Source organism: Lysobacter koreensis (genome assembly GCF_042677045.1).
Classification (GTDB): domain Bacteria; phylum Pseudomonadota; class Gammaproteobacteria; order Xanthomonadales; family Xanthomonadaceae; genus Lysobacter_K; species Lysobacter_K koreensis.
The window spans coordinates 737,311-756,564 of the sequence record NZ_JBHTIH010000003.1 but is presented as its reverse complement, the minus strand read 5'-3'; the positions used below and the strand labels follow the sequence as shown (position 1 = coordinate 756,564).

Annotated in this window: 18 protein-coding genes; 10 read left to right on the top strand and 8 right to left on the bottom strand. The window is 70.0% G+C overall.

Features of this window, described 5'->3' with window-relative positions; genetic code table 11:
- The first annotated feature begins 15 nt into the window (after nucleotides 1–15).
- The 3 genes from ACFQZQ_RS08815 to ACFQZQ_RS08805 all read left to right on the top strand — a co-directional run bounded on the left by ACFQZQ_RS08815 (nucleotide 16) and on the right by ACFQZQ_RS08805 (nucleotide 4,069).
- Nucleotides 16–702: a Fe2+-dependent dioxygenase gene (locus ACFQZQ_RS08815; protein ID WP_386812379.1), complete on the top strand. Its 687-nt coding sequence runs from the start codon at nucleotides 16–18 to the stop codon at nucleotides 700–702.
- A 115-nt stretch (nucleotides 703–817) separates the two neighbouring features.
- Entirely contained in the window at nucleotides 818–3,421 is a 2,604-nt protein-coding gene (locus tag ACFQZQ_RS08810; RefSeq protein WP_386812378.1) for a PepSY domain-containing protein, read from the top strand.
- A gap of 135 nt (nucleotides 3,422–3,556) precedes the next feature.
- Nucleotides 3,557–4,069 (top strand): GNAT family N-acetyltransferase, encoded by a 513-nt coding sequence (locus ACFQZQ_RS08805; protein ID WP_386812377.1) that lies wholly within the window; start codon nucleotides 3,557–3,559, stop codon nucleotides 4,067–4,069.
- Between the two features lie 204 nt (nucleotides 4,070–4,273).
- Here ACFQZQ_RS08805 and ACFQZQ_RS08800 read toward each other — a convergent pair whose 3' ends face one another.
- Together ACFQZQ_RS08800 and ACFQZQ_RS08795 are read right to left on the bottom strand one after the other, a co-directional pair.
- Complete coding sequence (locus ACFQZQ_RS08800; protein ID WP_386812376.1) at nucleotides 4,274–4,879, bottom strand: HutD/Ves family protein; 606 nt, start codon at nucleotides 4,877–4,879, stop codon at nucleotides 4,274–4,276.
- Nucleotides 4,880–5,092: 213 nt separating this feature from the next.
- Nucleotides 5,093–5,455: a ComEA family DNA-binding protein gene (locus tag ACFQZQ_RS08795; protein ID WP_386812375.1), complete on the bottom strand. Its 363-nt coding sequence runs from the start codon at nucleotides 5,453–5,455 to the stop codon at nucleotides 5,093–5,095.
- A gap of 247 nt (nucleotides 5,456–5,702) precedes the next feature.
- Here ACFQZQ_RS08795 and ACFQZQ_RS08790 point away from each other — a divergent pair, with 247 nt between their 5' ends.
- Nucleotides 5,703–7,193: a M20 family metallopeptidase gene (locus ACFQZQ_RS08790; RefSeq protein WP_386812374.1), complete on the top strand. Its 1,491-nt coding sequence runs from the start codon at nucleotides 5,703–5,705 to the stop codon at nucleotides 7,191–7,193.
- 152 nt (nucleotides 7,194–7,345) lie between these two features.
- The gene (locus ACFQZQ_RS08785) at nucleotides 7,346–7,597 is read left to right on the top strand and encodes a GlsB/YeaQ/YmgE family stress response membrane protein (protein WP_386812373.1); all 252 of its coding nucleotides are present in this window, start codon (nucleotides 7,346–7,348) and stop codon (nucleotides 7,595–7,597) included.
- A gap of 190 nt (nucleotides 7,598–7,787) precedes the next feature.
- On the opposite strand, the gene cysN is transcribed toward ACFQZQ_RS08785, so the two are convergent.
- The 3 genes from cysN to ACFQZQ_RS08770 all read right to left on the bottom strand — a co-directional run bounded on the left by cysN (nucleotide 7,788) and on the right by ACFQZQ_RS08770 (nucleotide 11,453).
- The gene (gene cysN, locus ACFQZQ_RS08780; RefSeq protein WP_386812372.1) at nucleotides 7,788–9,719 is read right to left on the bottom strand and encodes a sulfate adenylyltransferase subunit CysN; all 1,932 of its coding nucleotides are present in this window, start codon (nucleotides 9,717–9,719) and stop codon (nucleotides 7,788–7,790) included.
- Nucleotides 9,719–10,627 carry a sulfate adenylyltransferase subunit CysD gene (cysD, locus tag ACFQZQ_RS08775; protein ID WP_386812579.1) on the bottom strand — a complete coding sequence of 303 codons (909 nt, stop codon included), beginning with the start codon at nucleotides 10,625–10,627 and terminating at the stop codon, nucleotides 9,719–9,721. Before cysD ends, cysN begins: the two co-directional genes overlap by 1 nt.
- A gap of 73 nt (nucleotides 10,628–10,700) precedes the next feature.
- Nucleotides 10,701–11,453 (bottom strand): sulfite exporter TauE/SafE family protein, encoded by a 753-nt coding sequence (locus ACFQZQ_RS08770; RefSeq protein WP_386812371.1) that lies wholly within the window; start codon nucleotides 11,451–11,453, stop codon nucleotides 10,701–10,703.
- Between the two features lie 318 nt (nucleotides 11,454–11,771).
- Between ACFQZQ_RS08770 and ACFQZQ_RS08765 the strand changes: the two genes are divergently transcribed.
- Nucleotides 11,772–12,860 carry an aminoglycoside phosphotransferase family protein gene (locus ACFQZQ_RS08765; protein WP_386812370.1) on the top strand — a complete coding sequence of 363 codons (1,089 nt, stop codon included), beginning with the start codon at nucleotides 11,772–11,774 and terminating at the stop codon, nucleotides 12,858–12,860.
- Nucleotide 12,861: 1 nt separating this feature from the next.
- Complete coding sequence (gene murU, locus ACFQZQ_RS08760) at nucleotides 12,862–13,569, top strand: N-acetylmuramate alpha-1-phosphate uridylyltransferase MurU (RefSeq protein ID WP_386812369.1); 708 nt, start codon at nucleotides 12,862–12,864, stop codon at nucleotides 13,567–13,569.
- A gap of 15 nt (nucleotides 13,570–13,584) precedes the next feature.
- Here the strand turns inward: murU and hda are convergent, their stop codons facing one another.
- The 3 genes from hda to ACFQZQ_RS08745 are packed head-to-tail and all read right to left on the bottom strand — an operon-like array spanning nucleotide 13,585 to nucleotide 16,576.
- Nucleotides 13,585–14,277, bottom strand: coding sequence for a DnaA regulatory inactivator Hda (gene hda / locus ACFQZQ_RS08755; protein WP_386812368.1), 693 nt, complete (start codon nucleotides 14,275–14,277; stop codon nucleotides 13,585–13,587).
- Nucleotides 14,274–15,452, bottom strand: a complete 1,179-nt coding sequence (locus ACFQZQ_RS08750; RefSeq protein ID WP_386812367.1) for an AI-2E family transporter — start codon at nucleotides 15,450–15,452, stop codon at nucleotides 14,274–14,276. Before ACFQZQ_RS08750 ends, hda begins: the two co-directional genes overlap by 4 nt.
- Nucleotides 15,452–16,576: a DUF2066 domain-containing protein gene (locus ACFQZQ_RS08745; protein WP_386812366.1), complete on the bottom strand. Its 1,125-nt coding sequence runs from the start codon at nucleotides 16,574–16,576 to the stop codon at nucleotides 15,452–15,454. The genes ACFQZQ_RS08750 and ACFQZQ_RS08745 overlap by 1 nt, the downstream gene beginning before the upstream one ends.
- A gap of 226 nt (nucleotides 16,577–16,802) precedes the next feature.
- On the opposite strand from ACFQZQ_RS08745, the gene purM reads away from it, so the two are divergent.
- From purM to ACFQZQ_RS08730, 3 genes are read left to right on the top strand one after another with little or no spacing between them, the layout of a single operon-like run.
- Nucleotides 16,803–17,831: a phosphoribosylformylglycinamidine cyclo-ligase gene (purM, locus tag ACFQZQ_RS08740; protein WP_386812578.1), complete on the top strand. Its 1,029-nt coding sequence runs from the start codon at nucleotides 16,803–16,805 to the stop codon at nucleotides 17,829–17,831.
- A gap of 5 nt (nucleotides 17,832–17,836) precedes the next feature.
- Complete coding sequence (gene purN / locus ACFQZQ_RS08735; RefSeq protein WP_386812365.1) at nucleotides 17,837–18,499, top strand: phosphoribosylglycinamide formyltransferase; 663 nt, start codon at nucleotides 17,837–17,839, stop codon at nucleotides 18,497–18,499.
- A gap of 25 nt (nucleotides 18,500–18,524) precedes the next feature.
- Complete coding sequence (locus tag ACFQZQ_RS08730; RefSeq protein WP_386812364.1) at nucleotides 18,525–19,253, top strand: DUF3108 domain-containing protein; 729 nt, start codon at nucleotides 18,525–18,527, stop codon at nucleotides 19,251–19,253.
- Nucleotide 19,254: the final 1 nt, after the last annotated feature.

Genomic DNA, 19,254 nt, shown 5'->3' with positions numbered 1-19,254 from the left:
ATTGAGGCAATGCCCATGCTGCTGCAGGTTCCCCAGGTCCTCGACGCCGAGCAGGTGGCGCATTGTCGCGCGCGGCTGGCGCAGGCCAACTGGGCCGACGGCCGCATTACTGCTGGCCACCAGTCGGCCAAGGCCAAGGACAACGCGCAGCTGCCCGAAGCCGACCCGGTCGCGCGCGAGCTCGGCGCGCTGGTGCTCGACGCGCTGTCGCGCAACGCCACGTTCTTCTCGGCCGCGCTGCCGCAGAAGATCTTTCCGCCGCTGTTCAATCGGTATTCCGGTGGCCAGTCGTTCGGTTTCCACGTCGACAACGCGGTGCGCTACGACCGCAGCCGCGGTGGCGCCGAGGCAATCCGCACCGACCTGTCGGCAACGTTGTTCCTCAGCGCGCCGGACGAGTACGACGGCGGCGAACTGCTGATCGAGGACACCTATGGCAACCAGAGCATTAAGCTGGCCGCCGGCGATCTGGTGCTGTACCCGGGCACCAGCCTCCACAAGGTCACGCCGGTCACGCGCGGCGAGCGGCTGGCATCGTTCTTCTGGATCCAGAGCCTGCTGCGCGAGGACGCGCAGCGGCGGCTGATGTTCGAACTCGATGTGTCGATCCGCCGCCTCACCCAGGACGTACCCGAGCATCCCGCGCTGGTGCAGCTCACCGGCGTGTATCACAACCTGCTGCGGCGCTGGGCCGACACCTGATGCGTGCGAGCGGGGTTGCAGGCACGCCTGCCCCGACGGCCACACCAAAAACCCCCTTCCCGACGAATCCCAGCCTTGGCTGGGTCGATGATCAACCGCATCCCACTGACGCGCCATGACCCTGCCCACCTTCCGCAATGCGATGTTCCAGCTGCACTGGTTCTTCGGCATCACCGCCGGCGTGGTGCTGGCGCTGGTCGGCGCGACCGGGGCGATGCTCAGCTTCGAGCACGAGCTGCTCAAGGCGCTCAACCCCGGCGTGATCACCGTCGCCGCGCAAAGCCAGGCGCTGGCGCCGGATGCGCTGGTCGCGCGCATCCGCGCACAGCAACCCGAGGCGAAGCTGCAGTCGCTGGCGCTGTCCGCCGACCCGAACGAGGCGGCCAAGGCCGGCTTCGCGCCCAAGGCCGACGCACCCAAGGGACCGGGGGGACGGGCGCGCGGCGAGAGCCGCTACGTCGACCCCTACACCGGCACGCTGCTGGCCAAGCCGCGCGGCGAAGGCTTCTTCCGCACCACGATGCAGCTGCACCGCTGGCTGGTGATGGACGACGTCGGCAAGCAGATCGTCGGCGCGTCGACCGTGATCCTGGTGTTCTTCTGCCTGTCGGGCCTGTACCTGCGCTGGCCGCGCCGCTGGGGCAGCGTGCGCGTGTGGCTGGCGCTGGACTGGCGGCAGAAGGGCCGCAACTTCCTCTGGCACCTGCACTCGATCGTCGGCACCTGGGTGCTGGTGTTGTACCTGGTGATGGCGCTGACCGGGCTGTGGTGGTCGTACGACTGGTACCGCGATGGCCTGAACCGCTGGGCGGGCGTGCCGTCACAGCAATCGCAGAAGAAGGAACCACCCGCTGGCGAGCGCGGCAAGGGGCGCGACGGGGCAGATCGTGAAGAGCGCAAGGCCGACGACGCGGCCGTGCTCGATGTCGGCGCCGCCTGGGTCGCGTTTGAGGACGCCGCGCCGGCCTGGAGCACCGCGACCCTGCAATGGCCGCGCGACGGCGGCGGCGCCCAGTTCGCCTACCTCGATGTCGACGCGCCGCACGAGCGCGCGCGCAACACGATCGAGCTGGACGCGGCGACCCTGGCCGTCACCAAGCACGAGCGCTACGACGCCAAGCCGACCCGGCAGAAGATCGTCGGCAGCATGTTCGCGCTGCACCGCGGCAGCTTCTTCGGTACCGCCGGCGTGCTGGCGTTCATGCTCGCGAGCCTGCTGATGCCACTGTTCGCGATCACCGGCTGGATGCTGTACCTCGACCGGCGTCGCAAGCAGCACGCAGCACGCGCGCTGGCTACGGCGCAGGCCGCGCTGCCGGCGGCGTCGGGTGGCGAGCCGTTGCTGCTGGCCTACGCCAGCCAGACCGGCAGCGCGCAGCGGCTGGCGTGGCAGACGGCGGCCGCGCTGCGCGAGGGCGGTTTCGACGTGCGCGTCGAACGCCTGGGCCGCCTGCGGCCCGAGCAACTGGCAAACGCGGGTCGTGCGCTGTTCGTGGTCAGCACATTCGGCGAAGGCCAGCCGCCGGACGACGCGCGTGGCTTCGCCCGGCGCATGCGCGCGCAGTCCCTTTCGCTGGCGACGTTGCAATACGGCGTGCTCGCGCTCGGCGACCGCGAGTACGACAGCTACTGCGAATTCGGCCGCGAACTCGACCATTGGCTTCACCACGCCGGCGCGCAACCGCTGTTCGACCGCATCGACGTCGATGCCGGCGACGCCGGCGCGCTGCGCCACTGGCAGCACCACATCGGCCAGCTCGCCGGCCGCACCGACCTGCCCGACTGGAGCGCGCCCAGCTACGGCGCCTGGCACCTGATCCAGCGCGAGTGGCTCAACATCGGCAGCCCCGGCGGCCGCGCCTACCACCTAGCCCTGACCCCGCATGATCCGGCCGACCTCGCGTGGCAGGCCGGCGACATCGCCGAGATCGGCCCGCGCCACGACGACGCCAGCGTCGACGCGTGGCTGGCTGCAGCGGGGTTCGACGGCGACAGCGACGTGGTCCAAGCCGATACGCCTCTTCCGCTGCGTACGGTGCTGGCGCGCTCGCGCCTGCCCGATCCCAGCACGGCACGCGGCCTGCCCCCGCAGCAGCTGGCCGCTACCCTGGCGCCGCTGCCGCATCGCGAGTACTCGATCGCCTCGCTGCCTGCCGACGGCAGCCTGCAGCTGCTGGTGCGTCGCATGCGCCATCCCGACGGCCGGCTGGGCAGCGGCAGCGGCTGGCTGACCGAGCACGCGGCGCTGGGCAACGACATCGCCCTGCGCATCCGCCCCAACCCGTCGTTCCATCCGCCGGCCGACGCCCGCCCGTTGATCCTGGTCGGCAACGGCACCGGCCTGGCCGGATTGCGTGCCGTGCTCAAGGCGCGAATCGCCGCGGGCCACACCCGCAACTGGATGCTGTTCGGCGAGCGCAGCGGCCTGCATGACTTCCACTACCGCGACGAAATCGAACGCTGGCAGCGCGAAGGCCAGGTGCAACACCTCGACCTGGCGTTCTCGCGCGACCACGCACCGCGCCGCTACGTGCAGCACCTGCTGCAGGAGCAGCGGGCGCGGCTGGACGAATGGCTTGCCGCCGGCGCCGCGGTGTACGTCTGCGGCAGCCTGGAAGGCATGGCGCCGGGCGTGGACGCGGTGCTACGCGAGGTTGTCGGCGTGGACGCGCTGGAAGCCATGGCCGAGGATGGCCGGTATCGTCGCGACGTGTACTAGGGCAGGCAGCAGCAATCGCAGGCAGTCGTCAGGCACCATTCACCCCTGCGGCCGCGTGCGAGCGGCACTGATCGATGAATTCCGTGCCAAGGGGTCGCCGTGGGCCACTCGTTACGCAAGGCAACCGCGCAAGACTTGTTCGCGATCGAGGATCTGATCGCCCGCTCGGCGCGGGCGTTCGGCGCCGTGGACTACACGCCACGGCAGATCGAAGCCGCGTTGCGCGGGACCTTCGGGCTCGATACCCAGCTGGTCAGCGACGGCACCTATTTCGTCGCCGAGCACGAGGGCCGGATCGTGGGCTGCGGCGGCTGGAGCCGGCGGCGCACCCTGTTCGGTGGCGACGCCCACGCGCAGCGCGACGCCGGTGAGCTCGACCCACGCGTGGATGCGGCGCGGATCCGGGCCTTTTTCATCGATCCCGCGCACGGCCGTCAAGGCATTGGCCGGGCGATCCTGGAGCGCTGCGAGGCCGAGGCGCGCGCCTGCGGCTTCACCCGCTTCGCGCTCATGGCCACGCTGCCGGGCGTCCGGCTTTACCAGGCATGCGGCTATGCGTCGGGCAGTCCGATCCAGCACCCGCTGGGGGATGGACTCAGCATCGAGTTCGTACCGATGCACAAGAACGACCCGAGCCCAGCGCCTTGAACCCGCCGCTCCAGGGAAGGCCTGAGCAACTCGCTTTTGCTCGTCATTCCCGCGAAGGCGGGAATCCAGTGACTTCTAGCGCCTAGAAAGCAACGTCCCTGGATTCCCGCCTTCGCAGGAATGACGAACAGAAAAGGTTTCTGGATGGTAGCTGGAGATGCCGGGCAGCCGGGCCCGCTTTACGGCTCGGCTTGGCTTACCGGGTCACACTTCGACGCCGACCGGCGCAATCCGGATCAGCAAGGCCTCGCCACCGCCTTCGAGCACGTGTCGCAGCCGCTGGGTGCCGGCGACCAGGATCGCGGTGTCGCCGGCGGCGAGCGGCGGCAGGCCCGACTCGTCGGCGAAATGCGCCTGCCCCGCGATCAGGTACACCGCCCAGGTGGTGCCCGGCTCGGCGAAGATCACCATCGGTCCGACCAGCGGCCGGTGCCACAGCTGCGCGTCCACGCGGTCGCGATGCCACATCAGGTTGAAGTCGTGGGTCGGGCCGTCGAGCAGTTCGCCGGAGACGCCGCGTTCGCCAGCGAAGCGGAGCTTGTCGTGCGGCGGCTGCAGCTCGTGAACCTCGCCGTCGTCGAAGCGCAGGCGCAGGCCGTTGCCCGACAGCAATACCAGCTCGCGCTCGACCCCGGGGAAGGCGGAGAACGCGGCATCGCGCTCGATCTCGGCGATCGACAGGCGCCAGTCCCAGTCATCGCGCTCGGGCGAGCGGCAGACCTCGCGGGTCCAGCCCAGCTGGTTGCGCCAGCGCTCGCGGCGGTACTCGTTGGCGGGAATCACCCGCGAGGGGCTGTGCTGGACTGGCATCGCGGCGGCTCGGCGGGCGTTGCCGAAGTCTAGCTGGCTGCAACCCAGCCCCGCGCGCGGCTGCGCGCGCGCAAACGAATGCCACCCCGCGGCAGGTCCCTCTGCGACGGGGCGGCGCACTTCCATGTCCAGGGACTCCCCCCGACTCCTCGGGCGTCCTTGCCCGAACGCGCTACCGGCGACCGCGTCCGTGCGCTGCCGGCAGTGTCTGGATCAGCGCTTGGCCGTGGAGCGCGGTGCGGCACGCGGTGCCACGCGCGCGGCGGCCGCCGGCTTGCGGGCCGCGCCGCCGCCGCCGACCACGATGCGGTCGCGGTTCTTCTCGATCGTCTTCAGGCCGATGCCCTTGACCAGCGCCAGCTGCTCGGCGCTGCGGAAGGCGCCGTTGGCCTTGCGGTAGGCGACGATCGCCTCGGCCTTGGACGGGCCGACGTTGAGCAGGACGCGGTCGATGGTGGCGGCGTCGGCGGAGTTGATGTTGACCGTCTCGGCGGCGAAAGCGCTGGCCGAGAGCGCACTGCCGGCAAGCAGCAGCGACAGGACCAGTGACTTGAGGGTGGTGGCGAACGATTTCATGGCGCGACTCCTGGTTGGCGGGGATGCAATGGGGCTCGTGTCGACCGGCCTGGAGCGTCATGCCGCCGGTGTGGCCAGTGTCGGCATCGCCCCCGGTTCGCCGTATCGTCGGACCGGCAGCCGCGGGCTCGGGGGACGTCGCTGGCCGGGGTCGGAAAAGTCCTACCCCGGCATGGGACGCTAAACTGCGGGGCAGCCCACCGATTCTTCATCTCCCCCGCACTTCCCCACTTCCCCCGAGGCCCCCATGGACGCCAGCAAGGTCGACAGCTACGTCGCCGCCAAGTGGGACGACGAAATCGTCCCGCAGCTTGTCGAGTACATCCGCATCCCCAACAAATCGCCGATGTTCGACGCCGACTGGGTCAAGAACGGCTACATGGACGAGGCGGTCACGCTGATGGAGCGCTGGGCCCGCGCCCAGTCGATTGCCGGCATGCAGATCGAGGTGGTGCGCCTGGAAGGCCGCACGCCGCTGATCTTCGTCGAGATCCCGGCGGCCCACGGCGGCAGCAACGACGATTGCGTGCTGCTCTACGGCCATCTGGACAAGCAGCCGGAGATGACCGGCTGGGACGATGACCTCGGCCCGTGGAAGCCGGTGATCAAGGGCGACCGGCTCTACGGCCGCGGCGGCGCCGACGACGGTTACGCGATCTTCGGTTCGCTGACCGCGATCCTGGCGCTGCAGGAACAGCAGATCGCGCATTCGCGTTGCGTGGTGCTGATCGAGGCCTGCGAGGAATCGGGCAGCTACGACCTGCCCGCCTACGTCGACCACCTCGCCGAGCGCATCGGCAAGCCGTCGCTGGTGGTGTGCCTGGACTCGGGTTGCGGCAACTACGAGCAGCTGTGGTGCACGACCTCGCTGCGCGGCCTGGCCGGCGGCAACTTCACCGTCAAGGTGCTCGAGGAAGGCGTGCACTCGGGCGATGCCTCCGGCGTGGTGCCCTCGAGCTTCCGCCTGCTGCGCCAGCTGCTGTCGCGGCTGGAGGACGAGGCCACCGGCAAGATCCTGCTCGACGCCCTGTACGCCGAAGTACCGACCGAGCGCATGGCGCAGGCACAGGAAGCGGCGAAGGTGCTCGACACCGCGGTGTTCGACAAATTCCCGTTCCTGCCCGGCATGACGCCGATGGCCGAGGACCTGACCGAACTGGTGCTCAACCGCACCTGGCGCCCGGCGCTGTCGGTGACCGGCGTCGACGGCATGCCGCCACTGGCGTCGGCCGGCAACGTGCTGCGGCCGCACACCGCGGTGAAGCTGTCGTTGCGCCTGCCGCCGACGCTGGACGGCAAGACCGCCGGCGACCTGGTCAAGGAGGTGCTGCTGCGCGATCCGCCCAACGGCGCCCAGGTCACGCTGGAACTGGAGAAGGCCAGCTCCGGCTGGAACGCGCCGGCGCAATCGCCGTGGCTGACCCAGGCGATCGATGACGCCAGCCGCCAGTACTTCGGCCAGCCGGCGATGTACATGGGCGAAGGCGGGTCGATTCCGTTCATGGGCATGCTCGGCGAGAAGTTCCCCGGTGCGCAGTTCATGATCACCGGCGTGCTCGGCCCGCACTCCAACGCGCACGGCCCCAACGAGTTCCTGCACATACCGATGGGCAAGCGCGTGACCGCGTGCGTGGCACACGTGCTGGCCGCCCACCACCGCGCCAGCCAGCGCGGCGAGACGACGGGTGTGGCGGCGGTCGCCGGTGGCGCGGAGCGTGGCGACCACGGCTGCTGCTGAGCCACCCGCGCGTGCTCGCCCCAGCACACCCGGCCCACGCCGGGTGTGCTGCTTTCGGTCCGGCGCAACCCCCGCCCGCGCGCGTTGGCTTGTCCCCGCCCGGCCGGGCTAGGATGCCCGCGCAACACCACCACCCTCAGGAGGGGAACGCTATGGGCGGTATCCTGTACACGATCATCATCGGTGCGGTTATTGGTGTCCTCGCACGTTTCTTCAAACCCGGCGCCGATCCCTTGGGCTGGATCCTCACCATCTTGCTCGGCATCGCCGGTGCCTACATCGGCAGCCTGCTGTACGCCGGCGGCGGCGTGATTGGTTTCGCGATTTCGATCGTCTGCGCGATCGTGCTGCTGTTCGTCTACGAGATGATCCGCAGCCGCACCGCGAAGCGCCCGGTCACCTGATCGCGGCGGTGGTTCGAACCAAAACGCACCCCGGCCATAGCCGGGGTGTTTTTTTTTGTAGATCCGAGCCTGCTCGAATTGCCTTTCGCGCGAGATGGAAAGAGCAATCCGAGCAGGCTCGGATCTACGCCCCCCCCAAGGAAGTCCCCTTGGGGGGCAACGACCCGGCCTCAAGCAGGCCGCGAACGCCTCACCCGCCCAGCACTCGCGCCACCACCCGCTGGGCCAATGCCGCCGCGCTCTCGGCGACCGTGTCGAGCACCAGTTCCGCCGCTTCCGGTACTTCGTACGGCGAATCGATGCCGGTGAAGTTGGGGATCTGCCCCGCGCGCGCCTTCGCGTACAGGCCCTTGACGTCGCGCTGCTCGGCGACCGCCAGCGGCGTGTCGACGTGGACCTCGATGAACTCCCCGGCGTCGAACAGCTCGCGCGCCAGGCGCCGCTCGGCGCGGAACGGCGAGATGAAGCTCACCAGCACGATCAGGCCGGCGTCGGTCATCAGCTTGGCGACCTCGGCGACGCGGCGGATGTTCTCGACGCGGTCCTCGTCGGTGAAGCCCAGGTCCTTGTTGAGGCCGTGGCGGACGTTGTCGCCGTCGAGGATGTAGGTGTGGTGGCCGAGCGCGTGCAGGCGTTTCTCGACCAGGTTGGCGATCGCCGACTTGCCCGCGCCCGACAGGCCGGTGAACCACACGCAGCGCGGCGCCTGCGCCTTGCTGCGCGCGCGCGAGGCCTTGTCGACGTCGACGTGCTGCCAGTGGATGTTGCCGGCGCGGCGCAACGCGAAATCGAGCGTGCCGGCGGCAACGGTGGCGTTGTCCTGGCGGTCGATCAGGATGAAACCGCCGAGCTCGCGGTTGTCGGCGTAGGCCTCGAACGCAACCGGCTGGTCGAGGTAGAGGTTGCAGTAGCCGACCTCGTTGAGTTCCAGGTGCTTGGCGGCCAGATGCTCCTGGGTGTTGACGTCGACCTTGTGCTTGATCTCGGTGACGCTGGCGCCGACGTTGCGCGCGCCGATCTTCAGCCAGTACGGACGGCCCGGCAGCAGCGCGTGCTCGCCCATCCACAGCAGGTGCGCGGCGAACTGGTCGGCAACCTGCGGCGGCCGCGCCGCGCTGGCGATGACGTCGCCGCGGCTGATGTCGAGCTCGTCGGCGAGGGTCAGGGTGATCGCCTGCGCGGTGCTGGCAACTGCGAGATCGCCGCGATCGGTGACGATGCGCGCGACCTTCGAGCGACGCCCGGACGGCAGCACCACGACCTCGTCGCCGGGGTGCACCTCGCCGGCGGCGATGGTGCCGGCGAAGCCGCGGAAATTGCGGCCTTCATCGGTGCGGTCCGGGCGGTTGACCCACTGCACCGGCAGACGGAAGCCGACGTCGCTGTCGCCACGCGCCACGTCGACGGTCTCCAGCCACTCCAGCAGGCTCGGGCCGTGGTACCACGGCATGGCCTGTGAGGGCTGCAGCAGGTTGTCGCCGTTGAGGGCCGACAGCGGGATCGCGGTGACGTTGGCGATCCCGAGCTGCACGGCGAGCGCGCGGTACTCGGCGGCGATCGCCTCGAACACCGCCGCATCGAAGCCGACCAGGTCCATCTTGTTGACCGCCAGCACCACCTGGCGGATGCCGAGCAACGAGACGATGTAGCTGTGCCGGCGCGTCTGCGTGAGCAGGCCCTTGCGCGCATCCACCAGCACCACCGCGACGTCCGCGGTCGATGCGCCGGTGGCCATGTTGCGGGTGTACTGCTCGTGGCCCGGGCAGTCGGCGACGATGAACTTGCGCTTGTCGGTGCTGAAGAAACGGTAGGCGACGTCGATGGTGATGCCCTGCTCGCGTTCGGCCGCCAGGCCGTCGAGCAGGAGCGCGTAGTCGATCTCCTCGCCCTGGGTGCCGTGGCGGCGGCTGTCGGACTCCAGCGCGGCCAGCTGGTCGACGAACAACCCCTTGGTGTCGTGCAGCAGGCGGCCGATCAGCGTGCTCTTGCCGTCATCGACACTGCCGCAGGTGATGAAGCGCAGCAGGCCCTTGGTTTCATGCTGCCGCAAGTAGGCCGCGACCGCCGCGGATGCGTCATCGATGCCGGCTTGGTGGATGCCCTCTCGAATCGGGGTCGACATCAGAAATAGCCCTCCTGCTTCTTCTTCTCCATCGAGGCCGACGGGTCGTGGTCGATCATCCGGCCTTGGCGCTCGGACGTGGTCGCGACCAGCATCTCGGCGATGACCTTCTCCAGGGTGTCGGCGCCGGACTCGATCGCGCCGGTCAGCGGGTAGCAACCCAAGGTGCGGAAGCGCACCTGCTTGATCTGCGGGGTTTCGCCCGCGCGCAGTGGCAGGCGTTCATCGTCGACCAGGATCAGCGCGCCGTCGCGCTCGACCACCGGGCGTGGCGCGGCCAGGTACAGCGATGGCACCGGGATCTGCTCACGGTAGATGTACAGCCACACGTCCAGCTCGGTCCAGTTCGAGATCGGGAACACGCGCACCGATTCGCCGGCGTGGATGCGGGTGTTGTAGAGGCTCCACAGCTCGGGGCGCTGGTTCTTCGGGTCCCAGCGGTGAGATTCGCTGCGGAACGAGAAGATGCGTTCCTTCGCGCGCGACTTCTCCTCGTCGCGGCGCGCGCCGCCGATCGCGGCGTCGAAGCCGTGCTGGTCGAGCGCCTGCTTCAGCGCCTGGGTCTTCATCACGTCGGTGTGGACGCTGGCGCCGTGGCTGACCGGGCCGATGCCGCGGGCGACGCCTTCGGGGTTGGTGTGCACGCGCAGCTCGACGCCGGTCTCGGCCGCGCGGCGGTCGCGGAACGCGATCATCTCGGCGAACTTCCAGCCGGTGTCGACGTGCAGCAGCGGGATCGGCGGCCTGGCCGGCGCGAACGCCTTCAGCAGCAGATGGAGCAGCACCGAGCTGTCCTTGCCGACCGAGTACAGCATCACCGGGTTGCGGAAGCTCGCCGCGACCTCGCGCAGGATGTGGATGCTCTCGGCCTCGAGGCGTTCGAGGTGGCTGAGGCCAGGATGGGGCAGCTGTGAAACGGCGGGCTTGGACACGGAGGGATCGGACGTCGCAGGAAAAGGAAGGTTCACGGCGAATCCTGACTCAAACCAAGCCGAAGTGCTTGAGCAGCGTGCGCAGGCTCAGCGTGATCACCAGCAGGCCGACGAAACACAGCATCGGCTTGGGATTGACGTGCTTGACCAGCCACGCACCCAGCGGCGCGGCGGCCACGCCGCCGAGCGCCAGCGCGACGATGATTTCCCAGTGGCCCAGCCCCAGCGTCAGCAGGAACACCAGCGACGCGGTCAGGGTGACGAAGAACTCGACCGCATTGACGCTGCCGACCGTCACGCGGAACTCGTTGCCGCGCGCCAGCAGGTTGCTGGACACGATCGGTCCCCAGCCGCCGCCGCCGATCGCGTCGACCAGCGCGCCGAAAAACCCCAGCGGGGTGAGGTGCGAGGTGACCTCGCGGGGGAGCACTTCGCGGAACGCCTTGAGCACGATCACCGCGCCGATCAGCAGCAGGTAGCCGGCGACCCAAGGCTTCAGCACGTCGCCGTCCAGCCGCGTCAATGCGTAGGCACCGACCGCCGCGCCAACCACGCCGGGCAGCAACAGGCGCCGGAACAGGCGCTTGTCGATGTTGCCGAACGCATGGTGCGAGAGCGCCGAGGTGCCGGTGGTGAAGCATTCCGCCGCGTGCACCGTGGCGCTGCTGAGCGCCGGCGGCACGCCGACACCGATCAGCAGGCTCGACGCGGTGACGCCGTAGGCCATCCCGAGCGCGCCGTCGATCAGCTGCGCGGCAAAGCCGATCGCGAGGTAGAGCAGGAAGTCGGGGGGCAGTTCCATTGGCGGCGATTCGATACCGGATCAGGCGCGGGGATGGTGGGCAGTAGCGGAACGCCATGCCCGCGCTGGAAGTGCGCAAGGGACAAGCGCACGAGCGGACGTCCGTTCGGTCCCGCTGTGGCGTTATCCCGACGGCCGGCATCGCGTACCCGAGCCGCCGCCGTGTCCGCTCCGCCATTCTGACTGCTCCACGGTGCTGCCGTCGGCCGACCACACCGGCGTGCCGGCGCTCGCTGCATTCCCGGGCACGCGCCGGGCCGTTTACCCTGTGCGCTTGCGGTCCGCGCCGCAGCGCCCTCCCCGACGAGCCTGGACCGAATGACCCTGCCTACCCCCGCCCCGACCACACGCGAACTCGCGCGCCAGGCCTGGGCGCGCGCCGCGACCGGCGATGCCACGTTCGACCTGCACCGCGCCTCCACCGACGCCGGCTTCCGCAGCTACTGGCGTGGCGCCACCGCCGCCGGCAGCATCATCCCGGGTGGGGCAGCCTCCGGCAGTGCGGCACCCAACAGTGCGGCTTCTACCAGCGTAATCGTGATGGACTCGCCGCCCGACAAGGAGGACGTGCGGCCGTGGCTGCGCGTCCGCGCGCTGCTCGAAGCCGGCGGCGTGCGCGTGCCGCGCGTGCTCGCGCAGGACGTCGAGGCCGGCTTCCTGCTGCTCGAGGACCTGGGCGCCGACACCTACCTGCATGTGATCGGCCTGCACAACGCCGATGAACTGCTCGACGCGGCGGTTGCCCAGTTGCTCAAGCTGCAGGCGATCGCCTGCCCCAGCGACCTGCCCGCCTACGACGAAGCACTGCTGGCACGCGAGCTGCGCCTGTTCGACGAGTGGTACCTCGGCCGCCACCTGGGCCTGTCGCTGGACTGCGGCGACCTGGAAAAGCTCGACCTCGTCTACCGCCAGCTGATCGACAGCGCGCTCGCGCAGCCGCAGGTGCTGGTGCACCGCGACTACATGCCGCGCAACCTGATGCCGGTCGACGGTGGCCCGGCCGTGCTCGACTTCCAGGACGCGGTGCGCGGCCCGATCGCCTACGACCCGATCAGCCTGTTCAAGGACGCGTTCCTGAGCTGGCCCGAGGACCGCGTCGACGCGTGGCTGGACCGCTACCACGCGCGCGCCAGCGCCGCCGGCCTGCCGCTGCCATCGCTGGCGCAGTTCCGTCGCGACGCCGACCTGATCGGCGTGCAGCGCCACCTCAAGGTCATCGGCATCTTCGCCCGCCTGAACCACCGCGACGCCAAGCCTAAGTACCTCGCCGACGTGCCGCGCTTCTTTGCCTACCTCGACGGCGTGCTGCCGAAATACCCGCAACTCGCGCCGCTGGTCGAACTGATCGAGCATCGGGTCAAGCCGGCGATCGCCGAGCAGACCCGCGCGCACGAAGGCCTCGCCTGAGATGAGGGCGCTGATCTTCGCCGCCGGCCTCGGCGAACGCATGCGGCCGTTGACCGACCACACGCCCAAACCACTGCTCGAAGTCGGCGGCAAGTCGCTGATCGCGTGGCACCTCGAACGCCTGGCCGCGCTTGGCGTGCGCGACGTGGTGGTCAACACCAGCTGGCTGGCCGCGAAATTTCCCGAGGCGCTGGGCGACGGCGCGGCATGGGGCTTGCGCCTGCACTACTCCTACGAAGGCGACACGCCGCTGGAGACCGGCGGCGGCATGCTGCACGCGCTGCCGCTGCTCGGCAGCGAGCCCTTCGTGCTGGTCAATGGCGACATCTGGACCGACTACAACTTCGCGCGCCTGCCGCGCGAACCCGCGGGCCTGGCGCACCTGGTGATGGTCGACCGTCCGGGCCACGCCAGCCACGGCGATTTCGCGCTCGACGACGGCGGCCACGTGCGCGCCGACGGTGCCCAGCTGCTGACCTATGCCGGCTTTGGCGTGTACCGCCCGCAACTGCTCGACCGGTGGCGCGACATGGTCGGTTCGGAACCGGGCGTGGACCGGCAACCACCGCGCTTCCGGCTGGCGCCGATCCTCAAGGCGCTGATGCCGGGCGGCCACATCACCGGCGACTACCACCCCGGCCGTTGGACCGACGTCGGCACGCCGCAGCGCCTGGCCGAGCTGGATGCGCAACTGCGCGCGCAGGCGTAGCGCGCTGCCTCGCCGCTAGTCGAACCCCAGCACCTGCCGCAGGAACGGCACGGTGATGCGCCGCTGCGCCGCCAGCGAGGCGCGGTCGAGCCGGTCCAGCAGCCCGGTCAACGACGCCAGGTCACGGCCGACGCGCTTGAGCAGCCAGTCGAGCGCGGCGTCCTCCAGCACCAGGCCACGGCGCTGCGCGCGCTGGCGCAATACCTCGCGGCGGCCGGCATCGTCGAGCGGTGCCAGGGTGATGCGCGTGCATTGCGACAGCCGCGAATGCAGGTCCGGCAGGCCGAGCGCGAGCGCATCGGGCTGCTCGCGCGCGGCGTAGAGCAACGCGGTGCCCGCGGCGCGCGCGCGGTTGTGGGCGTCGAACAGCGCGACCTCGTCGTCGCGATTCCCGGCAATCGCCTCGATGCCGTCCAGCGCCAGCAGGTCGTTGCCCTCCAGCGCGTCGAGCGCCTCGCGCAGGCGCCCGGCGGCGGCGGCCAGCGGCAGGTAGGCGGCGCGGCGGCCGGTGGCATCGGCCGCGGCGCACGTGCCCAGCAGCAGGTGGGTCTTGCCGACTGCCGGCGGACCGGCCAGCAGCAGCCAGTCGCCGGCGGGCTCGGTCGCCAGCGCGCGCAACTGCGGCAACGCCCCGGCGGGCGCGGCCACGTAGGTTTCCAGGCGCTGGTCGGGCGGGTAGCGCAGCGCCAGCGGCAGCTGCGTGCTCAAGCTTCGCCGGGCTCCCGCCTGCTTTCCGGCGTGTTTCCCGGCGCGGCCAGCGGCGCGCCCACATACGAATCGAGCACGATCGTCGGATGCTCGCCCGCGTACAGGCGGCTGCTGGTATAGCGCTCCTGCGCATAGCGCAGCAGCACGTTCGCGATCGCCGCCACCGGCAGCGCCAACAGCATGCCCAGGAAGCCGAACAGCTGCCCGCCGGCCAGCACCGCGAAGATCACCGCCACCGGGTGCAGGCCGATGCGGTCGCCGACCAGTTTCGGGGTCAGCCAGTAGCTTTCGATCACCTGGCCGATGCCGAACACCGCCAGCACACCGGCGACGTGCTGCCAGTCGCCGTACTGCACCAGCGCCGCGATCGTGCCCAGGATGATGCCGCTGGCCGGACCGAGGTAGGGCACGAACGTGAACAGGCCGGCGATGATGCCGATCAGCAGCCCCAGGTCCAGGCCCACGGCCCACAGCCCCAGCCCGTACATCACGCCGAGCACCAGCATCACCAGGAACTGCCCGCGCAGGAACGCGCCGAGCACGTCGCTCGACTCGCGCGCCAGCCGGCTCACCGTGGCCAGGTGGTCGCGCGGCACCAGCGACGCGGCGCGCGCGACCAGTACGTCCCAGTCGCGCAGGAAGAAGAACGCCAGCACCGGCAGCAGCGCGACATTGGCGACCAGGGCCAGCACCGCGAAGCCCGAACGCGACAGGTAGCCCAGCATCGTGGTCGCGACGCCACCGGCGCGCTCCCAGTTGCTTCGCACCAGCTCGATCAGGTGGTCCAGGTCGAACCAGGTGGTCAGTTGCAGGCGTGTCTTGGCCTCGACCCAGGGCAGCGCGGTGCCGATGAACCAGTCGCGGTAGCGCGGCAGCGACTCGACCAGGGTCGCGATCTGGCGCTCGATCAGCGGCACCAGGATCAGCAGCGCCAGCAGCACCAGCAACGCCATCAGCGTGAACACCAGGGTCACCGCGACGTTGCGCGAGCGCCCGGTGCGCTGCAGCCGGTCGACCAGCGGATCGCCGAGCCAGCCGAGCATCGCCGCGATCACGAACGGAGTCAGCACCGGCGCCAGCAACCACACCAGCCAGCACACCCCGAGCCCGACCGCCGCCCACTGCAGGCGCTTGAGGAAGCGGGCGATCTCGAACAGCGAGTTCGACGCCTCCATCAGCGCAACCGGTAGCTGGGCGCGTCGCCTTCGCTGGCGTCGATCACGCCATCGCCGTCGGTGGCGCGCTTGAAGCCGGCCAGGCCGCTGACCAGCTCCAGCTCGAACACCACGCCTTGCGGGGTCGCGCGCACCGGGGTGATCCGCCGCACCACCGCCAGCTTCTGCAGGTAGCCCGACAGGCGGATGAAGTCGTCGCTGCTGTCGATTCCGGTGAATTCGATCGCGTAGCGCCCGGGCGGGCCGGCGCCCTTGCCGGGCTTGGCGTAGCGGCGCATCAGCGCATCGGCGGCACCATCGGCACCGGCCGCCATCGCCCGGCGCGCGTCGCGGTCGTTGCTCGACCACCGCGACAGCACCTTGCCCTTGTCGACGAAGATCCAGTCGGCGCTCCAGCCATCCTTCTTGTCGCGGTAGAGCTTGCCGATCAGCTGCATCGGCGGGCTGTAGCGCGCCGAGGCGCGCGCCACCGCGGCGCTGTCGCCGCGCCAGATCGCGCCGACCACCGCCTGCTCGGCGGCGTTGCCCGCCGGCAGGCCGAGTTTGTAGCCACGCTCGAGCGCACGGTTGAGGGTCGAACGCGCGGCATCGGACTTGCCCAGGCCGACCAGGCGCGGACCGCTGCCGTCGTCGATCGCCAGCCACAGCACCGGCTTGGGTCGCGGTTGCGGCCACAGCGGCAGGCCGAGGGTCGAGGCGAGCTCGTTGACCTCGTCGGCGTCGTAGCGGATCACCAGGGTGGTCTTGAAGCTGGGGGCGCCGCTGGCCGACACGCCTTCGTCCTGGCGGTAGTCGTAGCCGTCGACGTAGTCCCTGGCGCGGCGCAGTTCCTGGCCGACGCCCGGGCGCCCGGCCGCCGCGCGGTCGCCGCTGAGCTTGGCCAGCACCTGCGCCAGGCCGCGCGCAAACGCCGTGTTGCGCTGCGCCTCGCCCTGGCCGTTGACCTGGATCTCCGCCGAGTACACGCCTTGCGCGGCAGCGCGGTCGCCTTCGACGCGCTGGGCCGTCGCCACGAAACTCGCCAGCAGCAGGATGGCCAGCGCGATCGCCAGCCCCAGCGCCTTGGTCCTGGCAACGCTCGCAGCAACCCTTGCGCCAGTCATCGCGCCGCTCATGGTGGGCATCGTGCGTCCCTGATTCGAAGAAATCTGCCGGAAATGGTGCCGCAGTGGCGGCGGCGCGTCCATGACGGGCTGCTGCAGGCGGCCACGGCCGGCTTCCCGCGCCTGCGCCGATCGCCCGTGCGCGCCGCCGGCCACCCTGCGCGAGGCTGCTAAAATCGCCGCACTTTCCGCCACCGCGCCCGCGCAGGCCCTCGTGACCGTCCCCGCCCCCCCTGCCCCCACCCCACTGACCTACCGCGACGCCGGCGTCGACATCGACGCGGGCAACGAACTGGTCGAACGCATCAAGCCGCTGGTCAAGCGCAGCTTCCGGCCCGAGGTGATGGGCGGCCTGGGCGGCTTCGGCGCGCTGTTCGACCTGTCGGGCAAGTACCGCGAGCCGGTGCTGGTCTCGGGCACCGACGGCGTCGGCACCAAGCTCAAGCTCGCGCAGCAACTCGGCCGCCACGACACCATCGGCATCGACCTGGTCGGCATGTGCGTCAACGACGTGCTGGTGCAGGGCGCCGAACCGCTGTTCTTCCTCGACTACTTCGCCACCGGCAAGCTGCACGTCGACACCACGGTCGCGGTGGTCGGCGGCATCGCGCGCGGCTGCGAACTGGCCGGTTGCGCGCTGATCGGCGGCGAGACCGCCGAGATGCCCGACATGTACCCGCCGGGCGAATACGACCTGGCCGGCTTCTGCGTGGCGGCGGTCGAGAAGTCGCAGATCCTCGACGGCAGCAAGGTCCGCGCCGGCGACGTGCTGCTCGGCATCGCCTCCAGCGGCCCGCATTCCAACGGCTACTCGCTGATCCGCAAGATTCTCGCCCGCGCCGGCAGCCCGCTGGGCGAGGACGTGGGTGGCGTGAGCCTGGAAGACGCGCTGATGGCGCCGACCGCGCTGTACGTGAAGCCGATCCTCGAACTGCTGCGCGCCAATGACGGCGCGCACCGGATCAACGCGATGGCGCACATCACCGGCGGCGGCCTCACCGAGAACATCATCCGGGTGATCCCCGACGGCCTGGGCCTGGATATCGAGGCGTCGGCGCTCGTGCTGCCGCCGGTGTTCGACTGGCTGCAGCGCGAAGGCTCGGTGCCGCGCGAGGAAATGTGGCGCACCTTCAACTGCGGCGTCGGCTTCGTGCTGGTGGTGGCGCCCGCCGACGTGGCCGCGATCGGCACGCAACTCGACCGCCTCGGCCTAGCCCATCGCGCGATCGGCGCGGTGGTAACGGCCAACGGCAGCGAACGCGTCCGCATCGGCTGAGCGCGATGCGAAGGATCGCGGTGCTGGCCTCGGGCCGCGGCAGCAACCTGCAGGCACTGCTCGACGCGATCGCCGGCGGCACGCTGGACGCTGAAATCGTCGGCGTGTTCTCGGATCGACCCGGTGCGCGCGCGCTCGACCTGGCGCGCGCTGCGGGCGTGGCGGCCGTCGCCTGCCGGCCGCGCGATTTCGCCACCCGCGCTGCCTACGATGAACACCTGTTCAGCCGCATCGACGAGGTTCAGCCCGATCTCATCGTCTGTGCGGGATACATGCGGCTCCTCGGCGAACTCCAGGTCGATGCCCACCGCGGCCGCATGATCAACATCCACCCCTCGCTGCTGCCCGCCTTCAAGGGCCTGCACACCCACGAGCAGGCGCTCGCCGCCGGCGCGCGCGTGCACGGCAGCAGCGTGCACTACGTCACCGCGGAACTCGACGGCGGCCCGGTGATCGCGCAAGCGCGCGTGCCGGTGCTGGACGGCGACGATGCCGCGACGCTGGCCGCGCGGGTGCTGCAACGTGAGCATCCGTTGCTGGTCGCGGCCACGCGGTTGCTCTGCGACGGTCGCGTCACCTTGGGCGCGCACGGCGTGTGTTTGGATGGCCAGCTGTTGCCGGCGCCGTTGCGGCTCGACGACCACGACCGACTGACCGCCACGCACTGATTTTCTTGCGCATCCAATTCAACCGATGACCGACCGCAACCGACCGACCTTGCTCTCTTCCCTGCTGCTCGCCGGCGCCGCGCTGCTGTGCAGCGTGCCCGCGCAGGCACTGGAATCCTTCGTTGCCGACTACCACGTGCTCAACGGCGGCAAGACGCTCGGCGCGGCCACCATGCAGGTCGTCAAGAACGATCCGCAGCGTTGGCGCGTGGACCTGGGCATGCGCGGCACCGGGCTGTTCAGGATCGCCGGCATCAATGCCGAGCAGAGCACCGTGTTCGATACGGTCGGTGAAACTTACCGCCCGCTGAGCCAGGGCACGGTGCGCAAGACCTTGTTCACGCGCAAGAGCACCACCGGCACCTACGATTGGCAGTTACGCAAAGCCCGTTGGAAGGGCGACGTCAAGAAAACCCGCACCGCCGCCGTGCCGCTGCGCGACGGCGACATGAGTGGCCTGCTGATCAACCTGGCCGTGATTCGCGACGCGCAACCCGGAAAAGCCCTGCACTACCGGTTCGTCGATGACGGCCGGGTCCGTGACCACCACTACACCGTCGCCGAGCAGCTCGAACCGATGACCGTCGGCGACATGAACTACAACGCCATGCGCGTTACCCGCGTGCAGGCTGGCAACGAAGAAACCGTGATCTGGGTGGTCGATGGCGTGCCGACGCCGATCCGCATGCTGCAACGCGAGAACGGCCAGGACACTTACGACCTGCGCCTGGTCGAATACAAGGGAATTCAATGAT